General features: G+C 68.3%; 17 protein-coding genes. 13 read left to right on the top strand and 4 right to left on the bottom strand.

Features of this window, described 5'->3' with window-relative positions:
* Positions 1–16: 16 nt before the first annotated feature.
* Positions 17–1,075, top strand: coding sequence for a lactonase family protein (locus tag ACU5AX_RS08160; protein WP_446690382.1), 1,059 nt, complete (start codon positions 17–19; stop codon positions 1,073–1,075).
* A gap of 355 nt (positions 1,076–1,430) precedes the next feature.
* Here ACU5AX_RS08160 and ACU5AX_RS08155 read toward each other — a convergent pair whose 3' ends face one another.
* Positions 1,431–1,784: a response regulator gene (locus tag ACU5AX_RS08155; protein ID WP_446690381.1), complete on the bottom strand. Its 354-nt coding sequence runs from the start codon at positions 1,782–1,784 to the stop codon at positions 1,431–1,433.
* 239 nt (positions 1,785–2,023) lie between these two features.
* Between ACU5AX_RS08155 and ACU5AX_RS08150 the strand changes: the two genes are divergently transcribed.
* Positions 2,024–2,230 (top strand): hypothetical protein, encoded by a 207-nt coding sequence (locus ACU5AX_RS08150; protein WP_198354343.1) that lies wholly within the window; start codon positions 2,024–2,026, stop codon positions 2,228–2,230.
* Entirely contained in the window at positions 2,227–2,349 is a 123-nt protein-coding gene (locus ACU5AX_RS08145; protein WP_446690380.1) for a hypothetical protein, read from the top strand. Before ACU5AX_RS08150 ends, ACU5AX_RS08145 begins: the two co-directional genes overlap by 4 nt.
* Before the next feature lie 186 nt (positions 2,350–2,535).
* Here ACU5AX_RS08145 and ACU5AX_RS08140 read toward each other — a convergent pair whose 3' ends face one another.
* Entirely contained in the window at positions 2,536–2,838 is a 303-nt protein-coding gene (locus tag ACU5AX_RS08140) for a hypothetical protein (protein ID WP_446690379.1), read from the bottom strand.
* Positions 2,839–3,105: 267 nt separating this feature from the next.
* Here ACU5AX_RS08140 and ACU5AX_RS08135 point away from each other — a divergent pair, with 267 nt between their 5' ends.
* Positions 3,106–4,386, top strand: a complete 1,281-nt coding sequence (locus ACU5AX_RS08135; RefSeq protein ID WP_446690378.1) for an MFS transporter — start codon at positions 3,106–3,108, stop codon at positions 4,384–4,386.
* A 385-nt stretch (positions 4,387–4,771) separates the two neighbouring features.
* Here ACU5AX_RS08135 and ACU5AX_RS08130 read toward each other — a convergent pair whose 3' ends face one another.
* Together ACU5AX_RS08130 and ACU5AX_RS08125 are read right to left on the bottom strand one after the other, a co-directional pair.
* Positions 4,772–5,335 carry a phosphatase PAP2 family protein gene (locus ACU5AX_RS08130; RefSeq protein WP_446690377.1) on the bottom strand — a complete coding sequence of 188 codons (564 nt, stop codon included), beginning with the start codon at positions 5,333–5,335 and terminating at the stop codon, positions 4,772–4,774.
* A 39-nt stretch (positions 5,336–5,374) separates the two neighbouring features.
* Positions 5,375–5,620 (bottom strand): hypothetical protein, encoded by a 246-nt coding sequence (locus ACU5AX_RS08125; RefSeq protein WP_446690376.1) that lies wholly within the window; start codon positions 5,618–5,620, stop codon positions 5,375–5,377.
* Between the two features lie 51 nt (positions 5,621–5,671).
* Here ACU5AX_RS08125 and ACU5AX_RS08120 point away from each other — a divergent pair, with 51 nt between their 5' ends.
* The 9 genes from ACU5AX_RS08120 (at position 5,672) to ACU5AX_RS08080 (ending at position 13,530) form a co-directional block, all read left to right on the top strand.
* Positions 5,672–6,106, top strand: coding sequence for an HIRAN domain-containing protein (locus ACU5AX_RS08120; protein WP_446690375.1), 435 nt, complete (start codon positions 5,672–5,674; stop codon positions 6,104–6,106).
* Between the two features lie 661 nt (positions 6,107–6,767).
* The gene (locus tag ACU5AX_RS08115; RefSeq protein WP_446690374.1) at positions 6,768–6,932 is read left to right on the top strand and encodes a hypothetical protein; all 165 of its coding nucleotides are present in this window, start codon (positions 6,768–6,770) and stop codon (positions 6,930–6,932) included.
* A gap of 221 nt (positions 6,933–7,153) precedes the next feature.
* Entirely contained in the window at positions 7,154–7,555 is a 402-nt protein-coding gene (locus ACU5AX_RS08110) for a CsbD family protein (protein WP_198354350.1), read from the top strand.
* A gap of 1 nt (position 7,556) precedes the next feature.
* Positions 7,557–9,074 (top strand): PAS domain S-box protein, encoded by a 1,518-nt coding sequence (locus tag ACU5AX_RS08105; protein WP_446690492.1) that lies wholly within the window; start codon positions 7,557–7,559, stop codon positions 9,072–9,074.
* The gene (locus ACU5AX_RS08100) at positions 9,071–9,307 is read left to right on the top strand and encodes a hypothetical protein (RefSeq protein WP_446690373.1); all 237 of its coding nucleotides are present in this window, start codon (positions 9,071–9,073) and stop codon (positions 9,305–9,307) included. The genes ACU5AX_RS08105 and ACU5AX_RS08100 overlap by 4 nt, the downstream gene beginning before the upstream one ends.
* Before the next feature lie 2 nt (positions 9,308–9,309).
* On the top strand, positions 9,310–10,188 hold the full coding sequence (locus ACU5AX_RS08095; RefSeq protein ID WP_446690372.1) for a hypothetical protein: 879 nt from the start codon (positions 9,310–9,312) through the stop codon (positions 10,186–10,188).
* Between the two features lie 63 nt (positions 10,189–10,251).
* Positions 10,252–10,395 (top strand): entericidin A/B family lipoprotein, encoded by a 144-nt coding sequence (locus tag ACU5AX_RS08090; protein ID WP_446690371.1) that lies wholly within the window; start codon positions 10,252–10,254, stop codon positions 10,393–10,395.
* A 280-nt stretch (positions 10,396–10,675) separates the two neighbouring features.
* Complete coding sequence (locus ACU5AX_RS08085) at positions 10,676–11,083, top strand: DUF2946 family protein (RefSeq protein WP_446690370.1); 408 nt, start codon at positions 10,676–10,678, stop codon at positions 11,081–11,083.
* Positions 11,084–11,169: 86 nt separating this feature from the next.
* A complete protein-coding gene (locus ACU5AX_RS08080; protein ID WP_446690369.1) occupies positions 11,170–13,530 on the top strand; it encodes a TonB-dependent receptor family protein in 2,361 nt (786 codons plus the stop codon).
* Positions 13,531–13,532: the final 2 nt, after the last annotated feature.

Genomic DNA, 13,532 nt, shown 5'->3' with positions numbered 1-13,532 from the left:
CGCCATCGTCGGCGGCATGCTCGCCGCAGGATCGCTGCCGGCCCGCGGTCTCGCCGCGTCTCCCGCGACCTTGATCGCTGGGACCTATGCCAAGGAGGGCGGTCCCGGGCTGGTATCGTTGGACAGCGGCGGAAGCCGCTGGAGCGCGGGAAAGGTGCATAGGACGGTGCGCAACGCCTCCTTCGGGGTGACGTCGCCACGGACGGGGCTGCGGTATCTGGTCGACGAGCAGCAGACGGGCGGGTTGGGCATCTATGATGCGTCGTTCCGGTTGATCGCCGCCTCTCCGACATTGGGCGCGGACCCCTGCCACCTCGCTTTGTCGTCCGACGGAAAGATGCTTGCGGCCGCGAATTATTCCTCCGGCAGCGTCATACTCTGGACCTTGAACGAGGCCACCGGGCTCCCGCACGCCGGGGCTCAGTTGATCGAGCACCACGGGCATGGCCCCAATCGCGAACGCCAGGCTGCGCCGCACGCCCATTGGGTCGGCTTCGCGGCCGGGAACGCCATTTTGCACGCCGTCGATCTCGGTGCCGATGCGATATTCGCTCACCATATCGACCGGGCCACCGGCCGGATCGCGGACACCCGGATCGCTTACCGGGCAGAGTCGGGTTCGGGGCCGCGGCATCTGCTGCGCCACCCTGGGCTGCCGATCGCCTATCTCGTCGCCGAACTTGCCAACACCGTCACCGTGCTGCGCGCCGGTTCTGACGGCACGTTCGTTCGGCTCGGCGCGGTGTCGAGCTTGCCTGCCGGCTTCCACGGCACGTCCTTCGCCGCCCATATCGCCATCAATGCGGCGGGCACGCGCCTCTACGTGTCCAACCGCGGCCACGACAGCATCGCCGTCTTCGAGCTTGGCGCTCGGGGCATGCCGCGGATGCTGCAGCATGTCCCGTCGGGCGGCCACTGGCCCCGATTCTTCAAGCTGATGGAGAGTAGGGGAGAGATGCTCGTGGCCAACCAGCGGTCCGGCGGGGTGGCCGTGCTGCCGGTCGGTGCCGACGGCCGTCTTTCGCCGATGACGACGAATGTGCGGATCCGCGGGGTCGCGTTCGTCGGAGATTGACCGCCGCGGCGACGGCGGCGTGCCCGGTCAATGGCACTTTGCGCCCGCGCTGTCTCGACGTCATCGTGCCGTCGGACCCTCCGGCGGCGACATGACGCCCTATTCACTTGATCGAGATCAGGGTGCGGTGCAGCCCTGCCGATGGGCGCTCTCCCCTGGGCGCCCGGCTTCCCCGCTCGTTTCAGCCGGTCGGGCGACGCTCTCCTGAACTTCGCCGGCTGCGCGGGAACGTGCAGCCGGCGGCTTTTCCTAATCCAGCGCCGACATTCCTGATCGATCCGCGTCACAGTGGCTCGTCAGCACCCGGATCGCGCATGCGGTCGCGCCCGAACGATGTCGGGATCGGCGGCCACCCCTACAGCAAGGAGCGGATCGCGTCGGACAGCTCGACTCGGCTGAAGGGTTTTTGAAGAATCAGGCTGTTGGGAACGCCCTCACCCTGGAACTCGCCATAGCTGTCGCCGGTCACGTAGACGATCGGCAGGTGCGGCACGATCTCGCGGGCGCAGCGCGCAATCTCCCAGCCATCGATGCCCTCGCCGAGCCGGATGTCCGCGACCAGCACGTCGACCCCATAGGCGCCGCTGCCCAGCATGTTCAGCGCCTCGCCGCTGTTGCGGGCGCTGATGACGGTGAAGCCCTGGTCCTCCAGCCCATCTTCCAGGAACATCAGGACGGTGGGATCATCCTCCACCGCCAGCACGGTCATCGATCTTGGCGCGTCGCTCATCCCGCATCGATAGCATATCGCCGACGCGGTCCAAGCTCCGATCGGGTCGTCCCCTGCGGGCGGCGGCACGAGGCTGCGATGATCGATCACCCGCGGGCGCTGCGCCCCGGCCAGCGTTACGTCGCTATTTGTTCTTCTAATGTTCTTGCGAATCAGCGGGCTATGGACGTAGCCTGTCGATAGCCGGTCGTCGGCGAACCGTTTGAAGGAGCCTTGGCATGGAGCACGATCTCCAGCTGCGTGCGGCTGCGCGCGCGATCTATGATGCCTGCTATCCATCGGAGGAATGGGCGCCCTGCGGCTTCGACGAAGCGGAGCGGTTCGGCACCGTGCATTATCGCCAAGCCGTCGGCGCGGCCCAGGATGCCCGCCGCGCGCTGACGCCGTCCGAGCATCGGCAGCTTTTGTTGTCGATCGTGCTGTGACCGAGCGGTCGGCGATGACGGTGACGCGTCGCGCAGCATGCGAGCGTCCCGCCACCGGCGGCTTTCAGGACGAAGCGATCGCGCGCGGCCAGTGCGAAAACGTACCGGCGACTGAGTGAACTGTTTTTCAGTTGTAAAGGGCCGGGCGAGGGCTCAACCGGACCATGTCAGGCGCTCTCCCCCGGGTTGCCTGCCAGGCGCCGTCACACCTCCCGTAAGTGACGGCGCCAACTCCATCTCGAAGTGACGGCGCGCGAGAACCGGCTGCTCTGCCGCATCGTCGCGCTACCGGCAGACCGCGAAACTCAGATGCGCGGATCGGTTAATCGACGCGCTTTGTTCGTCTCGACCGCAATGTATTCGGACGTGCGCAGGTTGATGCGATCGTACAACTCGAGCAATGTGTTGACCTCGTCGATCACCGTCTGATGCTCGCGGCGGTAACGCTCGCTGGCATCCGACAAAGCGACGCCGTCACGTCCGTCATGGATGGAGAAGCCTTGATCCAGGAGCCAGATGGCATCCTGCGCCCGCGAGCGTTGCCGCCGCAGGTGGAAGACCCACTGGTCGATGATACCCGAGGGAACCAGCCGTTCGATTTCGCCCATATCGGAATGGTATCGACACCGTGCGTGCCGCGCCAGTGACTGGTTGGCCCATGACCCCGCGTACAAAGTCGTGCGAAAGTCCGCATGCCGCGAGCCTGCTTCGCCAAGGCCGGCGGTCACGTTCGCACCGGCCGACGGGATCGATAACCTTGCAGGCGGAAATGCACGGTAGCGACCGGCGCCACGCCATCACAGATTAATTTGGCCGACGCGGACATATCGCGAGTGACCCGAGTTTGATCGGCACGCAACGGCGGGAAACACCTCATGGCGACGGCAGCCGCAACCATCCGATCGCAGGACGCTGGACCGCAGCGGTCTTCACCGGGCAAGACCCTCGATGCGCTCAATTTCTTCCTCGCCGATGTCCGCGATGGCCTGGGGCCCTATCTGGCGATCTATCTAATTGCGGTGCGCGGTCCGGCGCATGGCTGGAACGAGGCGACGGTCGGCATGGTGCTGACCATCGCCGGGATCGTCGGGCTCCTGACGCAAACGCCGGCCGGCAGCCTGATCGACAAGAGCCGCAACAAGCCCCGGATCGTCATGGTGGCGGCCTTGCTGGTGACCCTGACCAGTGTCTCGCTGCCTTTGGTCCACGGCTTCGCAATGGTGACCGTGACCCAATCCATCGCCGCCGCGGCAGGGGCGATATTCGCGCCGGCGATATCCGGTATCACCCTCGGCCTGGTTGGACCCAAGATGTTCGCCCGGCGGGTGGGACGGAACGAGGCATTCAATCACGCCGGCAATGCGGTTTCGGCAGCCCTTGCGGGGGCATTGGCTTGGCGTTTCGGCCCCGTGGTCGTGTTCTGGCTGATGGGTGCGTTGACCGTCGCCAGCATCATGAGTGCCTCACGCATCCGCAATGACGACATCGACAATGCGGTCGCTCGCGGGCTCGATTGCGAACCGGAAGAGGGGTGCGAAGAGCCGAGCGGCTGGAAGACGCTGGTCGAGAACAAGCCGCTGCTGATCTTCGCAGTCATTGCCTTTCTCTTCCATCTCTCCAACGCCGCCATGCTGACATCGGTCAGCCAGTTGCTCGCCAAGACGGTCGGCAAGGATCAGGCGACCTCGCTCACCGCCGCCTGCATCGTCGCGGCGCAACTCGTGATGGTACCGGTCGCGATCATCGTCGGCTGGCACACGGAAAGCTGGGGTACCAAGCCGATCTTCCTTGTCGCCTTCGCAGTTCTGGCGATGCGCGGGGCGCTCTATACGGTGTCTGACGACCCCTATTGGCTGGTGGGCGTGCAAGCGCTCGATGGCGTGGGTGCGGGGATTTTCGGGGCATTGTTTCCCGTGATCATCGCCGACCTCACCGATGGTACCGGCCGCTTCAACGTCAGCCAGGGCGCCGTGGCCACGACCCAAGGATTGGGCGCCGCGCTGTCGGCGTCGCTCGCCGGTTCCGTCATCATTTGGGCAGGCTATAGCGTCAGCTTTCTCACCCTGGCGGCGATCGCCGTTGCCGGCTTGCTGCTCTACCTCCTCGCCATGCCGGAAACGAAGATGCAGCGTCGAAGTCCGCAGCCGGCGACCTGATCTTCGTTATTCTCGGCAGCGTCGGCCGTAGGGGGAGAGCGGGTGACGCCCTGGTCTCACGACTGCCTTCTATCGGCGTCGGCGGACCCTGACCGTGCCGCTGCGAAGCAGATCGCTTCGCCAAGGGCGCCCTGCCGCAGGGAGTTCACGAGCCGACGGCAGGGCGTGATCGGATGATGTGGCGACCGGCCATCGCCGGCAAGCGCCGCGCGCGGTGCATTCCGTGAACGAATCCCGAGTTGATACAATCTGTTGGATCGGTGCGCATCGCTGAAGGCAGTTTTCCCGCCAGGCCGTGGCCGCCTATAGCGTCATGTGCAATACGGTGTCGTCATCGCGGCCCCGATGCCAAGCCGCTCGCGTCCCTCTAGGCGAGACCGCCCCGTCAGGTTGCGGACGAACCCGCGCGTCCCATGGTGGTGGCAAGGTAGCCGGCGATGCCACCGATGACGCCCCCAGCCGCCAGATCGCTCACATAATGTTTCGATCGTGGGATCTGGATAAAGGCGATCGCCGCAGCAGCGACATAGGCGGGCAGGCGTGCGCGCGGATAGGCGCCGGCGATCACGGAAGCGACGGCGATCGCGCCGGCCGTATGTCCCGACGGAAAGCTGTTGTGCTCGCTGTCGCGGCTGTCGCCGGGCTCCATCACATAGGGCGTGCCATCATCGACGGCTTCGGGGCGGGTCCGATCGATCCGGTGCTTGATCGCATCCTTCATTGCCGTCGCCAGCAGCTCGGCGGCGAGCATCCTGCCGCCCGTTGCCGCCAGTCGCCGGTCGCCACGCACCGCTCCGCTCAGCAGGATCGCCGTACACAGCGTGATCAGCTGGGGTTGATCGGCAATCTCGCTCAACCACCCCGCGACCTTGACCGGCGCCGCCGTCCTGGCCGGCGCCGCCGCATCCGCGATCGCCAGGTCCGCTTGCTCTATCCCGCCGCTCTGCATCGCCTATCAGCGCAGATCGGGCAGTGCGGTTCCCGCTCTTTAATCCTTCGCGGTCAGCGGTACCGACGGTCGCGCGGCCGCTCGGCTGACGGTGGCCGGGCGCTCCTCGCGATCGGCGATGTGTCGCGTGGCGTAGAGGTGGCGCAGGATCAGGGCGAGGTCATTCTCGGTCAGCCGGGATGCCGGATCGATCAGCACGCCTTCGGGCAGGGGCTCGACCCACGCGGAAAGCCGGTTGCACGCAGCGGCCAGTTCGGGGTCGGCCATGTCGTCGAAGCTCGCCATCGGTGCAAGCTAGGTCTTCCGGCGATAGCCGCAAGGGCATAGGTCGGCATCATGCAGGAACTGACCCTTGCCGTGGTCGGGATCGACTTCCCGAATGCCGATGGCAGCAATCGCCGGTCGGAAGCGATGATGACGCTGCCGGGCGATCCAGTCACGCTGAGTCCGGAGCCCAAGAACAAGCATGATCGCAACGCCATCGCTGTGATCGGTCCGCACGGCGTGCAATTGGGCTATGTCAGCGCCGAGCGGGCGTCCTACATCGCGGGGCGGATGTCGCGCGGCGAGGAGGTCGCCGCGATCTTCCAGGGCATGGACGGACGTTCGGCGTTCATCCGGCTGCGGTTCGGGGGCGGTGTACCAACGTTGCCGATTCGTCCGGTCACACGCACGGCGTCATCATCGTCCGATGAGCTGCCGGACCGACCTGAAACGGACGAAGGCGACTCGTTCGTGCCCGATGAGGACGGTCCCGAATGGGGGGCGTGACGGGCGCCATCCGGCCTCGGCCAGCATTCGGTTTCAGAACGTCAGTCCCTGCTGCACAGCCCGGGCCCGGAGCCGTGTCTCGTCAAAAGCCGCGGCGTAGCACGCGCCACCACCGGCGCAGGCGCTGCCAGAGCGTCTCGCGCGCCGGCGGCCTGCGGCGGGCCGGCTGGCGCAACCGGCGATCGTGCCGATCGAGAGGGCGTTTCACCATCCGGCCAGCGTAGCGCGGCGGTGTTCACCGGCGGTGAACGCGCTGGTCCGGTCCGGTTCAGCTCCTGCAACTTTGGTGACGGATCGTTAACCATGGGCGACTATGGCCGGGGGGTGGAGCAAACCTGCTTCCACGGACAGCAGGTCGCCCCGTCTCTTGCGTATCAGGGAGGCGGGGCGACTTGTCCGAGACGCCGCCGCGCGCGCCCTATGGAGCGGACGTGCGACGTGGACCGCCTCCCCGGCATACACCCCTGCAAAGATGTCGACCCGGCCGACCCTGCCTTCGGATCGCCGAACGTCGTCCGCATCGTGGCGACATGCCTGATGCCGGCCGCCGCGCCGGGCAAACTACCAGACGATCTACCAGCCGGCCTGGTGCGAGCGCATCATGGTCGCAGGGGCGGACGTCGCCTAGCGTCACGGCCGACACGAGCGAAGCGAGGCCGGGATGAACCGCACGCCAGAGGAAGACCGCGACTATTGGCAGCGCCGCTGCGCCGCGCACCGCGCCATGGCGGCCCGTTGCGACGATCCGGCGCAGCGCGGCCTGCACGAGCGGTTCGCCGCGCTCTACGCCGCCCGCTGGCACGATGTCGTGGTAGAAGGCGACTAGTAAACTACTGCAAAGATACCAGGAACGTTTCGGACTTATCATAAGTTGGTGTGGCCGGATCGGTCGCATGCGGTGGCCGATTGCGAGGGAGAGGTCGGTGCCCGCCAGCTGCGTCGTCATCGGTGTGACCCGCGCCCGCGTGTCGTGCGGCACGGCCGGCGCCCGGTCGGCGCGCGCCGCGGCCTGACCCTTACGCCCCCGAAATTTTCCGGAGATTCCCGATGAACAAGCATGAGGTACACGGCGGCGTCCGCTACGTCGGTGGCAAGGTCGAGAAGGCGGTGGGCGACGCGGTCGACAGCCGCAACTGGCAGGTCGACGGCGTCGTCGACCAGGTCGCCGGCGCGGCCGAGAATCTGTTCGGTCGCGCCCAGTCGGTCGCCGGCGACATCGCCGATGCGACCCCCGGCCTGATCGACGACGCGCGCGAGCGGCTGGGCGATGCGGCCGACCGTTCCGCGGCGGCGGCCCGTGACGCCGGCCGTGCCACTGCCGATGCGGCGCAGCATGGCGCCCGGGTCGCGCGCGACTCGGTGCGCGGCAACGAAGGCCTGGTCTTCGCCGCGGCGGCGGCGGTGGTCGGCTATGCGCTCGGCTGGCTGATTCACGGCCGCCGCGGCTGAGATCCGACGGGTGTCGACGCTCCAATCCCTACGCGAGACGGTCGATCTGCGGCATCTGCGGCAGATCATCACCGGGCTCGACGAGGGGGTGATCCTGATCGATCCGGACCAGAGCCTGCTCTGGGCCAATCACGCCGCGCTCGCGATGCACGGCGTCGAGCGGCTCGAGCAGCTCGGCCGGACGGTCGATGATTACCGGACGCGATTCCAGCTCCGTTACCGCAACAACCACCGCCTGGCGGCGGACGATTATCCGATCGAGCGCGTCGTCGCCGGCGATTCCTTTTCGGAGGTGATCGTCGAGGTCACCGTCGCCGGCGAGGATACGCCGCGCTGGGTCCATCAGGTGCGCAGTCTGGTGCTCAACGACGCCGACGACGGCGCGCCGTCCTGCGTCGTGCTGGTCATCCAGGACGTGTCGGCGCGGTTCGAGGCGGAGGACCGGTTCGAACAATCGTTCAACGCCAATCCCGCGCCGGCGGTGATCTGCCGCCTGTCCGACCTGCGCTTCGTCAAGGTCAACCAGGGCTTCCTGGAGATGACCGGGCACCAGCGCGACCAGGTGCTGTGCAAGACCGTCTATGACATCGACGTGCTGCGGGGCGCCGATCGTCGCGACCTCGCCAAGGAACGGCTCGCCGAGGGGCGGACCATCCCGCAGATGGAGGCGGAGCTGGAGCTGCCCGACGGCGGCAGCAAGCTGGTGATCGTCGCCGGCCAGCCGATCGACATGGGCGACCAGCCCTGCATGCTGTTCACCTTCGCCGACCTGGAGCCGCGGCGAAAGGCGGAATCGCAGCTGCGCCACAGCGAGGAGCGCTTCACCCGGACGTTCCAGATGGCGCCGGTGCCGATGGCGATCGGCGCCCGCGACGGCCATCTGCTGTGCGAGGTCAACGCCAGTTTCGCGGCGCTGACCGGCTATGCCGCGACCGAGATCATCGGCCGCTCGCTCGCCGATGCCGGCCTGTGGGCGAGCGACGCCGTGCGGTCCGACATCGAGGCGGCGATCGAGCATGGCCACGACCTGCGCGGGCACGAGGCGCGGATCACCGCCAAGGACGGTGGCGCGATCGACTGTCTGGTGTCGACCGAGGCGATCACTTTGGGTGACGATGCCTGCCTGTTGTGGGCGTTCCAGGACATCACCCAGCGCAAGGCGACCGAGCTGGAGCTGGTCGAGGCGATCGAGGCGGTGATGAAGGACACCAGCTGGTTCAGCCGTTCGATCATGGACAAGCTGGCCCGGCTGCGGGCGCCCCAGCCAGACGAGACCGGCACCGGCATCGACGACCTGACCGCACGCGAGCGCGAGGTGCTGGCGCTGATCTGCCGCGGGCTGGACGACAAGAGCATCGCCCGCGCGCTCGGCGTCGCGGGCAATACCGTGCGCAATCATGTTGCGCGCATCTACGCCAAGATCGGCGTCAACCGCCGCACCGCCGCCGCCGCCTGGGCGCGGGCGCGCGGCTTCGAGAGCGAGGCGATCGCGATCGGCCCGCGGGAGATGTCGGCATGAGCACGGACAAGAAGGATTCCGATCGCGACGAGGTCGCGCTGGCCAAGGGCGCGGCGCGCGAGGCGATCGGCAAGCTGATCGGCGATGATGCCGAAGTGCGCGCGGGTCGCGCGCAACAGGCCGGGGCGGGCGATACGCCGTCGCCGGCGAACGGGCGCACGGCGCGCGCACCCGATCGGGCGGCGGACGGCAGGGCCGGTGCCGCCCCGAACATGACGAACGAACAGGAGTGACTATGGCGACGATTGTGACGACCGGCCGAGTGCCGCTGGAGACGACGAGCGAACCGGCGCGCCGCCGGGTGTCGTGGGGTGCGATCTTCGCGGGCGTGGTGATCGCGGTGGCGGTGCAACTGCTGCTTGGCATCCTCGGCACCGGCATCGGCTTGTCGATGGTCGACCCGGTCGAGGGCTCGACGCCCGGCGCCGCCGGCTTCGGCATCGGCGCGGGGCTGTACTGGCTGATCACCACCGTCGTCGCGCTCGGCGCGGGCGGCTATGCCGCGGCCCGCGTGTCGGGCGTCACCGAGCGGTTCGACGCGCTGGTCCATGGCCTGGTCGTCTGGGGCGTGACGCTGATCCTGACGCTGTACCTGCTGACCTCGGCGGTGGGCGGCATCATCGGCGGCGCCTTCCGCACCGTCGGCACGGTGGCGGGTGCAGCCGGATCGACGGTCGGCGCCGCCGCGCCGAAGGCCGCGCAGATCGCCGGCATCGACACGAACGACGTGCGCGACGAGGCCTCCGCCTATCTGTCCACCGCGCCGGCCGATCCCGCCCAGATGACGCCGGAACAGGCTCAAAAGGAAATCGCCAAGCAGCTGCCCGCCCTGGCGCGTGGCGGCAGCGATGGCGCTCAGGCGGAAAGCCGTATCGTCGACATCGTCGCGGCACAGCGCAAGATCAGCCGCCCCGAGGCGCAGGCGCAGGTGACCCGCGCCAAGGCGCAGTTCGTTCAGGCGAAGAACGAGGCGGTGCAGACCGCCAAGTCGGCCGCCGATGCCGCCGCCGGCGCGGCTGCCAAGACCTCGTTCATCCTCGTGCTCGCGCTGCTGGTCGGCGCCGGTGCGGCCGCCTTCGGTGCGACGACGGCAACCCGCCGCCGCCTGCGCTGAGTGTCCGCGGCGGGCCGGCGTATCGGGCCCGCCGCACCCCGTTTTCTTCAGAAGGAGAAGATCATGACCGCCAGGATCGCCATCGCTTCCAGCCTTGCCGCCATGCTCGCGCTGACCGCGTGCAACACCGTCAACGGCGCAGGCAAGGATCTCAAGTCCGCCGGCAGCGCCGTGTCCGACGCGTCGGGTGAGAACAAGAAGAAGTAATTTCGCCCCCGAAAGGCTGCGATGCCCCCAATCGCGCGGCCTCTCGAACCTGCGGCGGCACGACCCTTGCTCGGTCGGCCGCCGCTTTTTTGTGGGCATGAGACCGGATGCCGCCCGACAGCGGGGTCGTTGGGATCAGACTGCTCCCGTCACGCGGTGCGGCGCTAATGCTCGCAGCATCATGCCCCTTCCAGCCCGTGATCCCGATGCATCTCGCCGCGTGACCGCAGCTGGCATCACAACGCTTTCCGCCTGCCGCTCGCCGCGCTAGGGCTGCAGCGTGCATGCCCTCCGCCGCCTGATCGCGCGTCGACGCGGATTGATCACGCTGCTGTTCGCCGCGGCGCTGGCGTTGCGGCTGCTGGTGCCGACGGGATTCATGCCGGATGTCGCCGGCGGCACGCTGTCGCTGATCCTGTGTCCCGCCGCCGACCCCGTGCCGCAGCCGGCCGCGATGCCGGGGATGCACCATCACGACGCCCCGCACGAGCGCCATAGTGCGTCTCATGACGGACCCTGCGCCTTTGCGGGCCTGTCGCTGGCGCCGTTGCTGCCGGTCGATCCCGTCCTGCTCGCCGCGGCGATCGTACTCGCCATGGCGCTGGCGCGGCTCCGCGCGGCGCAGGCGCCGCCGCGGCGCGCCTTTTACATCCACCCGCCGTCGCGGGGACCGCCCGCCATCGCCTGAGCCCGCGGCCTTGATGCCGCCGGACCTGCCGCACCGTGTGCCCGTTCGCGCGTGCGGTCCGTTCCCGTTCGTCTTCAGGAAATGCCATGCCTTCTTATGCTCTGCTGCTCGCCGCCACGGCGCTGGCGGCGGGACCGGCCGCGGCGCAGGTCGATGCGACCGCCGCCCGCCGCGCCGAACTGCTCCGCCAACGCGCCGCGATCGATGCCGAGATCGCCCGGCTCGACGCCGCGACCGAACCGCCCGCCACCGACGCCCCTGCGCCGGCGCGGGTCGAGGCGCCGGGCGACATCGTCGTCACCGGCCATGCGCTGTCGCTGACCACGCAGGTGGCCGGCCAGACCGTCACCACGATCGACGACGCCGCCTTCCGCAACACCCCGGCGACGACCATCGCCGACATCGTCAAACTGTCGCCCGGCGTCGTCGTGCTGCAGGGCAACGGCCCGCGCGACGTCGGCGTATCGGTGCGCGGCTCCAACGCGCGCAACAGCTTCGGCGCGCGCAACCTGCAGGTGTTCGAGGACGATTTCCCGGTCACCCAGCCCGACGGCCTAGCCCGGTTCGACCTGACCGACCCGCATGCTTATGGCGCGGTCGACGTGGTGCGCGGCCCGTCCTCGGCCCGCTACGGCAATTATGCGTTGGGCGGTGCGATCAACTTCCGCACCCGCCGCGGCGCCGACATCCAGGGAGCGGAGATCGGCACTGACGTCGGTGGTGACGGATACGCCAACCTCTATGCGATGATCGGCCGGGCGGGCGCGCGCTACGACTACAGCCTCTTTGCCAGTCTGGTCGGGGCCGACGGCGCGACCGGCCACACCGGCTATCGCACCGGTACGCTGAACGCGCTCGGCACGGTCGCGCTGACCGACCGCGACCGCCTCACCGGCAAGATCATCTACAACGAAGGCGATTTCCGGCTGTCGACGCGGCTGTCGTACAACCAATATCTCGCCAATCCCTATCAGCAGGGTTGCACCCGCGCCGCCACCGCCGCACCGGGTTGCGGCACGATCGCGGTGCTGGTCAACGGCGTCAACGGCACCCGCATCGCCCAGACCGCGGCGGAGGGCGACCTCGCCCGTAACGACCGTCGCACCATCCTGGGCGCGCGGTGGGAGCATGATCTTGACGGCGACACGACGTGGCGGACGCAGGCGACCTTCGATAGCCGCGTCGTCAACCAGCCGACCAGCGCGACGCCGTTCCGCGGCACGCTCAACAGCTACAATCTGTCGACCGACCTGACCGACCGGCACGATCTGTTCGGGCGGGCGGCGACCGGTTTCGTCGGGCTGTTCTACAACTATCTCGACAACCAGAGCTACAGCTTCAACAAGACTCCGGCGGGGCGCGACGGCATCGGCGCGCCGACCCAATTGGTGTTCGGCGACGTCCGCAACCTCGGCGCGCGGGCGCGCGAGGAACTCGCGCTGGCGCCGGGGCTGGAACTGATCGCCGGGATCGGCGGGGAATGGTCGCAACTGCGGATGCGCCAGACCGCTTATGCCTATCCGGTCGGCGCGACGCCGGTGCTGACCGTGATCCCCGCCGACCGCCGCTTCTGGAACGTCGCGCCGGAAGCATCGCTGCGCTGGCAGGTCGATCCGGCGCTGCGGCTGCACGCCCGGCTCGGCACCGGCTATGGCATTCCGCAGGGCGGGCAGCTGTTCGTCACGCCCGCCGGCACGCCTGGCAACAACATCGCCCTCAGGGCGCAGCGCAACACCGGCGTCGACGTCGGCGCGGAGCTGACGCTGGGGCGCAGCCTGCGGGCCGAGCTGACCGGCTATTACGAATGGTTCCGCAACGAGCTGGTCAGCCAGTCGGCCGGCGTCAATCTGCTCGCCTATACCTCCAACGTGCCGCGTTCGGTGCATCGCGGCATCGAACTCGGCCTCGACTGGCATCCGTTGCCCGGGCTGCTGCCCGGCGCGCGGCTGCAGGCGAGCTACAGCTACAACGACCAATATTACACCGACTTCGCGGAGCGGCTGACCGCCGGTGCCACCTCGACGGTGTTCGACCGCGCGGGCAAGGCGATCCCCGGCGTCATCCCGCAATTCGTCAACGGCCGCGTCGGCTACGACCAACCGGGCGGCGCGCTCGCCGGCCTCGGCGGCTTTGCCGAGGTGACGTGGCGCGACGCCTATCCGATCGACAACGGCAATGTGCTGACGATCCCCGGCTACACGCTGACCAACCTCAACCTCCATTACGACCCGCCGAAGGGGGACGATTGGTGGCGGCGGCTCAGCCTCTATGTCAGCGTGCAGAATCTGTTCGACCGCACCTATGTCGGCTCGGCCTCGGTGATCGCCAACGCGATCGACCCGGCGACCGGGCAGCAGACGTCGGTGACGGCGCTGCGCGCGGTGACGGGATCGCTCTATGCCGGCCAGCCGCGCACCGTCTATGCCGGCGTCAAGACGAGGTTCTGAGG

The organism is Sphingomonas benefaciens, assembly GCF_052907485.1.
The sequence above is the reverse complement of the archived record's forward strand: the minus strand, read 5'-3'. Positions and strand labels throughout refer to the sequence as shown.